The organism is Microcoleus sp. B6-A1 (assembly GCF_036705085.1).
Lineage (GTDB): Bacteria > Cyanobacteriota > Cyanobacteriia > Cyanobacteriales > Microcoleaceae > Microcoleus.
The window spans coordinates 1-1,279 of sequence record NZ_JAUBTU010000197.1 but is presented as its reverse complement, the minus strand read 5'-3'; the positions used below and the strand labels follow the sequence as shown (position 1 = coordinate 1,279).

Below are 1,279 nucleotides of genomic sequence, written 5' to 3'. Positions count from 1 at the left end.
AATTGAAGCTCAGGATGCTCAGCTCGCAACTTCAAAACCCACTCTCGAAATTTATGAAATACTTGCGGGCGATCGAAAGTGGAAAATGGTTCACTAATAATTACAGTTGAACGAATGGGTAAAGATTTTAAGTAAAAGTCTAATCGCTTTAATTCAATATTAGGCTTACTAAATATTAAATAATTGTTGGTAAACCAATCGTCAAGCGTAAAACTTTTAAATTGAATTTTACGACTATCATTGTAACCAATTCTGTGGGCAAAACAATTCGACTGTTTACACCATTTAAGCAACCGTGGAGAAGGTGTAGAATAATCAGGTTTTAACTGATATTCAGCCACAAAAAAACTAAATTTATTCTGAATATTTAACCAAGACTTTCTCAATTGCATAGAAGGGATATTTGCTTCAAACAACCGAATAGAATCAACAACCGTACCTAGTTGTAAAGGCATATCAAATTTTTTAATAGGTTTAGTTAACCAATTTTCAACAATTAACACGTAGAAAACTAAACTAAAAACTAAAAATACATTTAAAAACAATCCAACTCTTAAACCCTTAAAAAATAATTTCATTTAACTTTATTACTCCACCCAGGACGCCAACCGCGACACTCTACATCAGTAAATTCTGCCGACCAGTAACCTTTATCCCATCCTGAAACACTTTCTAAATCCTTCCATTCATCATCCTTTAATTGCTTAAATTTAATCCCTGCAATAACTTGGTGAGGTAACGCACGAGATATTAAAAAAGATTCAGGAATCTTAAAAGGATTGTATTCAATTTTCAATCCATCAATTTCCTCATAAGAATATGCAATTAAAAAACACCCTTTAGACTGTGACGCAAACTCTGAAGGACTTGCCCAGATTGTTTGGAGCCAAACTTTCTTACCATCACAATCAGGCGGTGTACAGGGAATTGTTTCCCAAGACACATTAAATTCCGTACACTCACCAATATTTGCCCAACAATCATAATGAGCCTTCATTAAAGCTTCAGAGTTTCTCTGAGAAATAGCAGCAACTTGAGCATAATAATTGTCGCATTCTTCTTGTGACGCAGGATTGATTATCCCAGCAATAGTAACCAGGACGGCTACAATTGGCCAGAGAGTAACCGCAATACTACCAAGCGAAAATCCGACTAAATATGCCACCGATCGCGCACTAAGCGACGCAGCAGAAACCACAACGAGCGGCGCAACTTCTGCAATAAGTAACCGCAACCCACCAGCTAATTTTGCAAATCGCAACAGCATAATTATTTCCTA

The 1,279-nt window shown here is 36.2% G+C and carries 2 protein-coding genes; both read right to left on the bottom strand.

Features of this window, described 5'->3' with window-relative positions:
- Positions 1-578: hypothetical protein (locus QUB11_RS31165; protein ID WP_333257920.1), on the bottom strand; the 578-nt coding region annotated here is incomplete at its 3' end.
- Complete coding sequence (locus QUB11_RS31160; RefSeq protein ID WP_333257918.1) at positions 575-1,267, bottom strand: hypothetical protein; 693 nt, start codon at positions 1,265-1,267, stop codon at positions 575-577. The genes QUB11_RS31165 and QUB11_RS31160, both read right to left, overlap by 4 nt.
- Positions 1,268-1,279 lie beyond the last annotated feature (12 nt).